The 6,000-nt window shown below is 39.8% G+C and carries 9 protein-coding genes and 1 pseudogene; 2 read left to right on the forward strand and 8 right to left on the reverse strand.

Annotated elements, in window-relative coordinates; translation table 11 throughout:
* Positions 1-65: 65 nt before the first annotated feature.
* Positions 66-293 (reverse strand): hypothetical protein, encoded by a 228-nt coding sequence (locus VIM89_RS21040; protein WP_488158153.1) that lies wholly within the window; start codon positions 291-293, stop codon positions 66-68.
* Positions 294-388: 95 nt separating this feature from the next.
* On the opposite strand from VIM89_RS21040, the gene VIM89_RS21045 reads away from it, so the two are divergent.
* Both VIM89_RS21045 and VIM89_RS21050 read left to right on the forward strand, forming a co-directional pair.
* Complete coding sequence (locus VIM89_RS21045; RefSeq protein WP_488158154.1) at positions 389-670, forward strand: DUF1456 family protein; 282 nt, start codon at positions 389-391, stop codon at positions 668-670.
* The gene (locus VIM89_RS21050; protein ID WP_488158155.1) at positions 670-1,356 is read left to right on the forward strand and encodes a pseudouridine synthase; all 687 of its coding nucleotides are present in this window, start codon (positions 670-672) and stop codon (positions 1,354-1,356) included. Before VIM89_RS21045 ends, VIM89_RS21050 begins: the two co-directional genes overlap by 1 nt.
* A 467-nt stretch (positions 1,357-1,823) precedes the next feature.
* Here VIM89_RS21050 and VIM89_RS21055 read toward each other — a convergent pair whose 3' ends face one another.
* The 7 genes and pseudogenes from VIM89_RS21055 to VIM89_RS21085 form a co-directional block, all read right to left on the reverse strand.
* Entirely contained in the window at positions 1,824-2,399 is a 576-nt protein-coding gene (locus VIM89_RS21055) for a CAP domain-containing protein (protein ID WP_488158156.1), read from the reverse strand.
* Positions 2,400-2,453: 54 nt separating this feature from the next.
* The gene (locus tag VIM89_RS21060) at positions 2,454-2,624 is read right to left on the reverse strand and encodes a Loki-CTERM sorting domain-containing protein (RefSeq protein ID WP_488158163.1); all 171 of its coding nucleotides are present in this window, start codon (positions 2,622-2,624) and stop codon (positions 2,454-2,456) included.
* Positions 2,561-3,379 (reverse strand): hypothetical protein, encoded by an 819-nt coding sequence (locus tag VIM89_RS21065; RefSeq protein WP_488158157.1) that lies wholly within the window; start codon positions 3,377-3,379, stop codon positions 2,561-2,563. The genes VIM89_RS21060 and VIM89_RS21065 overlap by 64 nt, the downstream gene beginning before the upstream one ends.
* A 169-nt stretch (positions 3,380-3,548) precedes the next feature.
* Positions 3,549-4,487, reverse strand: a complete 939-nt coding sequence (locus VIM89_RS21070; protein ID WP_488158158.1) for a phosphatase PAP2 family protein — start codon at positions 4,485-4,487, stop codon at positions 3,549-3,551.
* Position 4,488: 1 nt separating this feature from the next.
* A complete protein-coding gene (locus tag VIM89_RS21075) occupies positions 4,489-5,112 on the reverse strand; it encodes a sterol desaturase family protein (protein ID WP_488158159.1) in 624 nt (207 codons plus the stop codon).
* A 4-nt stretch (positions 5,113-5,116) separates the two neighbouring features.
* Complete coding sequence (locus VIM89_RS21080; RefSeq protein ID WP_488158160.1) at positions 5,117-5,686, reverse strand: DUF4833 domain-containing protein; 570 nt, start codon at positions 5,684-5,686, stop codon at positions 5,117-5,119.
* A 23-nt stretch (positions 5,687-5,709) separates the two neighbouring features.
* Positions 5,710-6,000, reverse strand: a pseudogene (locus tag VIM89_RS21085) (CDP-alcohol phosphatidyltransferase family protein); the annotation flags it as partial.

A 6,000-nucleotide genomic window follows, 5' to 3' on the forward strand; every position in this document is an offset into this window, starting at 1 on the left:
AACTAATCATTTCCGCCATTAATCCGAACGGGCTGACGACACATTTATAATCTGTTACAAAATTTTTACTCTTCTTTGTAGGCTGCTATTTCACGACCGATAGTATTTACTTCTTCATCGTTATCAAAAAAAGGCATTTCTGTTTCAGGATCGAGTTTTAACCAGTGCGATTCGGTATCTTTCTGAATCCGCAAATAATCTTCACCTTCCTTGAAGACTGCATAAATATCTTCTCCCTCAGGGAATACGGAATAAGTGATGCCGTTTATTTCGATGTCAAATGGATCGTTCATATCTCAGGTATTAGTTTGCAAAGTTAGGTCATTTGGCCCGACTTCAGATCGGATTACACAGAAAAGCCTACCTTTGTTTCAAACAGACGTGGATTATGAGCAATAATGATATCATGAAGAAATTACGGGTGGCGCTTCAATTGAGGGATGATGATATTGTTCATATTTGCAGTCTCGTAAATTTCCGGACATCAAAAACAGAGCTGGGAGCTATATTCCGCGATAAAGATCATCCCAATTTCAAACCATGCGGCGACCAATTGCTGCGTAATTTTCTGAATGGGCTTATTATCTTCAAACGCGGACCGATGGAAAAGAAGCCTGTACAAAATAAACCAAATCCCGGTCAATCAACAGATAAAAAGACAGATCAATAATGTTGGAAATAATCTTTAGGGATGATTATCTGATCGTCATTAATAAACCCCACGACTTGTTAGTTCATCGTTCTAATATTGCTGCGGACGCAGAAGTATTCGCCCTGCAATTATTACGCGACCAGGTAGGGCAGAAGGTTTACCCCGTTCACAGGATCGACAGAAAAACTGGCGGTGTGCTGCTGTTTGCTTTCGATAAGGCTGTTGAGATTGAAATGCAGAAGCAGTTTGCAGATAACCTGGTTAGCAAAAAATATCTTACTATTTTACGCGGACATAGTCAGGATAGTGCTGAAATAGATTATCCCCTCAGAAAAGAGAACGGTACATTACAAGAAGCTTTTACAGCATACTATACTTTAAAACGTGCTGAATTGGATGTGCCCTTTGGCAAACATCCTACTTCAAGATATTCACTGGTAGAAGCCACACCAAAAACAGGCCGCATGCACCAGTTACGCAAGCATTTCGCCCATGTTTTTCACCCGATCATTGGCGACCGGACCCATGGCTGTAACAAACAAAACAAGCTGTTTAAAGAGAAATGGGAAATGACGACTATGCTGCTGCATGCATCACAGTTGAGGTTTAATCATCCTATAAATGGAGATCTGATAACTATTGAAGCTTCATTACAACCTGAGTTTATCAGAATGATGGAATTGATGGGATGGGGACAACTCTAACTTTTTGTAATTATATTTGATCATGCTATACCTTATTATCTTTGTTTTAGTATTACTGTTGTTTTTTGCTAGCTTTTATTGGGTTTATAAAAGCATAAAGCCATATTTAAAATCAAGAGATGGAAGGAAATCTTTATTGATGTGGTTTTCGATACTTTTTCTGATATCAACAAGTGGCTATTTATTGATCTCCCACTTAATGAAAGGACCAAAATACTTCGAACAAGGCATAAGTCAATTACACGGTAGCAAGTTCGTAAAAGATCGCATAAATGATTTTAATGCATATACCTACTATAGCGAGAAACTTCCTAAGGAGACTGATAATCCAGCAATATTTCAGGTTGAGTTGCACGGCGACAGTTTGAACTTATATGTTACATGTACAATGAAGAGAGAGGGAGAACAATGGAAACTAATCAACATTAGGCAAGATAGTCTATTGAAGGGAAAGCAAGAATAATCGATTAATGCCCCTGTGATATCTCTTTCTGCACTAATTTATACCTGCCACTTTTGATCATTTGCTGTTCGCGTGCTGAAAAAGCTTCCCGCCCGCCAAAATCCTGTACCCAATAATTATCTATTTCAGCCACACCTACTTCTTTAAAAGCCGGGTTCATCAGGTTACGGCAGTGGCCTTCGCTGTGCAGCCAGCCATTCATTACTTCGGCTATACTGGTTTGCCCCTGGGCAATATTTTCGCCTATGGCATAAGTTCTATATCCTTTAAAGCCATAACCTGCATCCAGGGCACGATCAGACATGCTGCGACCGTTGATGCTGGTGTGGCTAAAATAATGACGTTCCGACATATCCAGGGCATGTCCACGGGCAGCAAATTCCAGGTCGTTGTTCCATTTCATTGGCGGGGCGGGCGGAAAGTAGGTAACACCGCAATTGCAGCCCTTTGCCCGTATTTTGTTAATGCGGTTTAAAAACTCTTCCTTAAAACGTTCATTATTAATGTGCTGCGGAGCCGCAGAAACACATATGAGCAGGATAACTAACACTGATAATCCGCCCAAAAGCAATCTCTTCATATATCCTATTGACGTTTAATCAAACGGCTGGTTTAAATAAATGTTATTTATCCGCTAATTATTGTCGGAATGATGATGATGTTTGATCTTTGAGCGCCAGAAACCACGTCGTTTGCGCCTGTAAAGAAAAAGAAAACCAGCAGATATTACAGCAATGATAATTATAAGGTCGACAATAATACCATTTTGGTTGAGAAGCTCTTTCCGTCGCTGCTGCTCATATATACTTTTTTTTTGACCTGCTGCAGCGAGTCGGTGGTTTTTAATTTAGCCAGTGTACGCGCTTCGTTATCCCGTTTTATGCTGTCATTAATGGCCGCATACCTTTTCATAGCTATAGCAGCTTTCTCCGTATTCTTAATCACATTATAGAACATAGCATAATGTAATTGAACATCTGCCTCTTGTTTCGGCATATGGTTTTTGGAGGATATGGACAATGCTTCGTTCAAATCGCGTACAGCAAGCTTGTAATCTTTTATATCAGCTTTGATGGACGCCATTTCGAGCAGAGAAGCGATAATATTCGGATTATCGTTTATTGCCCGCGATATGGAGTTTGATTGGATAATAAACCATTTAGCCTGGATGTATTTATGCTGGGTATGATAAACTTTTGCTAACACATCAAAGCTGTTGCGCAGGCCTACCGAGTCATCATATTTGGAGTAGTGATGAATAGCCGAAAGTGTGTTGCTGATAGCTTCGTTCTGAAAGGTATGGCGTTCTTTTTTGCTGGCTGTGGAATCATATTTTAGATACTGAGCGGCTATTTTACTATATAACGAGGCTTTAAGTGAATCATCACTAACACTGCCAAGCTGTTTTTTCAGGCTATCGATCAAACTTACGCCTGAGCCTGATTGGTCTTGTGTACTTAAACTATCAACACTGGTCGTGCTTGCAAACAGGCTATAGGAACTGCATAAAAATAGAAGGAGTAATATCGTTTTTCTCGTGTAAGGCATATATGTTTTCATCAGATTGATGAATGAAAGCATCAAAAGCCGTGCCTTTATACTTAAACTCAGGTTCAAAGTGCCTTAATGTGACTTTAAATCAATAGAATCGGTATGTTATCTAAATAATGAGCAATCAGGACAAATTGGCACAAAGTATAGTAATTAGTACATAATACTCCTCAACTTGCTACTTTATCAGGTTTTCGTAGCTGTCAATAAACCTTCTGAAAGGCGTTACTTTAGATAAGATGAGGTTGAATAAAGTGATTCCGATAATGGCACATAATATTCCCGCTATAACATCTACTATGTAATGATGACTAAGATATACAGCCGAAAACCAAATTCCAACCATAACTATTCCAAAGAAGATATTGGCCTTGCCCAACTTGTTTTTTAAACCGTAATACATAACAATAATAGGATAGGAGGAATGTAATGACGGCATAGCCGCAAAGACGTTCGATCCTTTTGAGTATATAGATTTAAAAATGCTCACATTGAAGTAGGCGTCAAATTTAGCGAGGCCTGCCGTATTACCGGCAGTAAGCTCATGAAAAGTAAAGCCGTGATATTGTATGTACCAGGGTGGTGCTACCGGGAAGGTATAATAAACAATAAAGCCCAGAAAGTTGACCAGTACAAAAGTGAACAGGAATAGTAAAAACTCTCTTCTCCGGGTTAAAAACAAATAAACCGCAAAGCCCATTGGCACCGGTATCCAGCATAAATAAAATATGCCGGTAAGTATGTCCAGGAAAGTAGTACCGTTGAAACGAAAATATTCATTTACGGTGAGCAGCTTGCCTTGCGAGTGAACTCCGAATAAATGTTTTTCAAAATTGTATACATCGGCAATGTGTACTGTCGCGTATTCGTAATTAGGGAAGGCCTTCATATAGTCGAATATGATCCAATACACAACAAAAATGGTAAAGCCTGTTACAAATTTCCGGGTAAGGGCAGATGCATAAAAAAGCAGGTTGAAAAGCACCACCAATACAACCTGGTCGGATTTAAACCCAACCAGAAAAGCGGAAAACAATAAATATGCAAATGATGCAATAGAGACGACAGTTACAGCCCGTATGGTGACTGTATTACTTGAACCGGTATCACTGTCCATGCTATTTCTTAATGAAATCGGAATCGAAAACCTTATCCCAAAGCGGTGAGCTTACGCCATAACCTTTATCGGCATCCTGGTAATGATGCAGCATGTGGTGCTGTTTTATTTTTTTCCAGATATTTCCTTTAAAGTTGAAATGATGGATGGCATAATGGGTTTCATCGTAAATAAGGTAGCCCAGGATAAAGCCGGGGAAGAAACCCCAGATATAATCGACAGGCAGCATCGCTTTAAATAAAAAGAAGAAGCCTGTTGCCAGTGGAATACTTACAGATGGCGGTAACACTAAACGTTTGGCATCGCTTGGGTAATCGTGGTGAACACCGTGGAAGATAAAATGCATGCGTTGTGCCCAGGGTTTATCGGGAGGTGCATAATGGAATACAAAACGATGCATAATATACTCGACGAAGGTCCATACAAATAAGGAAATGAAAAACAGCCCGACGAAAAGGAGCGCAGACAAGTCCGTTGTGAAGAAATACCTGTAAACGCAATAAAATATAACCGGCACAAAAATAACTACCGGAACAAGGAAATGAACCTTTGATAAAGCCTCGAAGAGGTCGCTCTTAAACATTCTCACAGATTCCTGTGAATTGGAAACAAATTTCTTTTTCATCACTTCAGGGTTTAAAACGGTCAACTATTTCTTTGCCTGTTTCCGGATCGATGCCTTTAACCTCTACGTATACCACGTTAGGTATCCAAAAGCTGCCACCTTCAATCTTTACAAAGATACGGTTGAGTATTACCTGCTTTTGCGCAACTAACGCGAAGATATGATATTTTCCGTCTCCGCCCTTCATTAAAGTAAGCGGAAACTTCTTGTATGACACAAATCTGATATCATAACCGCCGTTATTCAGCGCTTTTGTATTTAAACCGTATGCAAATTTACGTTGAATATAATTTAATTCCTCTTTTTGTCCTTTTTCAGCATATTTTAACCAGTACACTTTTACGGGCTGCTCAGTATTCAGTTTCCCATCGCTGTTTAAATTCAGGTCGTAAACTATTGTATTGGCATTTGGGGTACGCTGTACGTAAAATAGCCGTTCGCTGCTAGTGGGTGGCGTAGGATAAACCACGTTAGCACCTTTATCTCCACCGGGCTCTTTATCAAACTTTTTAGGATACCCGTAAACAGATGTTGCGGATAAAAGAGCAATAAGTATAAAAAAACGGAATGGCATTAATTTGAAAAGAGGGTATCGCATTACTTTTTCTCCAGTGCCTTTTTAGCGTCTATCAGTCGCCTGATAGCGGTTGCGTTGGTTAACACGGCTAATGCAACAATAGGGAATGTGAAAATTGACATGGTTTCGAACACGTGAAACTTAATACCTGGTACATATAACTTGTAGTTACCACCAATGTATAACGAGGTAACACCGCAAAGCATAGCAAACAAACCAAGGGTGATCACGCGTTCTGGTCTTTGCATCAGTCCGCCTTTGATATCTGCTCCCAAACCCTCAGCACGTGCACGAACATAGCTTACCATCAT

It is taken from the genome of Mucilaginibacter sp. (assembly GCF_036568825.1).
In the GTDB taxonomy this organism is placed as follows: Bacteria; Bacteroidota; Bacteroidia; order Sphingobacteriales; family Sphingobacteriaceae; genus Mucilaginibacter.